This window comes from Polaromonas sp. P1_G2 (assembly GCF_056405515.1).
The window spans coordinates 1-411 of sequence record NZ_JBFUBY010001387.1; the positions used below are offsets into that span (position 1 = coordinate 1).

1 pseudogene is annotated in these 411 nt (G+C 59.4%); it reads left to right on the top strand.

Annotated features, from left to right (window positions below):
- Nucleotides 1-106 precede the first annotated feature (106 nt).
- A pseudogene (locus AC1D0P_RS30695) lies at nucleotides 107-411 on the top strand (hypothetical protein); the annotation flags it as partial.

Here is a 411-nt window from a genome sequence, read left to right on the forward strand (position 1 = left end):
CTCATGATCGACGCTGCCTGTTGATCCGGCCATTTTCCTGTCGCACATGCGAACGGCATGGGTTATAGGCTGGCGAACGCCGCCTCCCAACCACTTCGAGAGCCCGATGACCGTTTCCAACGACCGCCCCATCACCGAGGATCTGATCGCCAGCCACGGCCTGAAACCGGATGAATATCAGCGGATCCTGGGGCTGATCGGGCGCGAGCCCAGCTTCACCGAACTCGGCATTTTTTCCGCCATGTGGAACGAGCACTGCTCCTACAAATCCTCCAAGAAATGGCTGAGGACGCTGCCGACCAAGGGACCGCGCGTCATCCAGGGACCGGGCGAGAATGCGGGCGTGGTCGATATCGACGATGGCGAATGCGTTGTCTTCAAGATGGAGAGCCACAACCACCCCTCCTATAT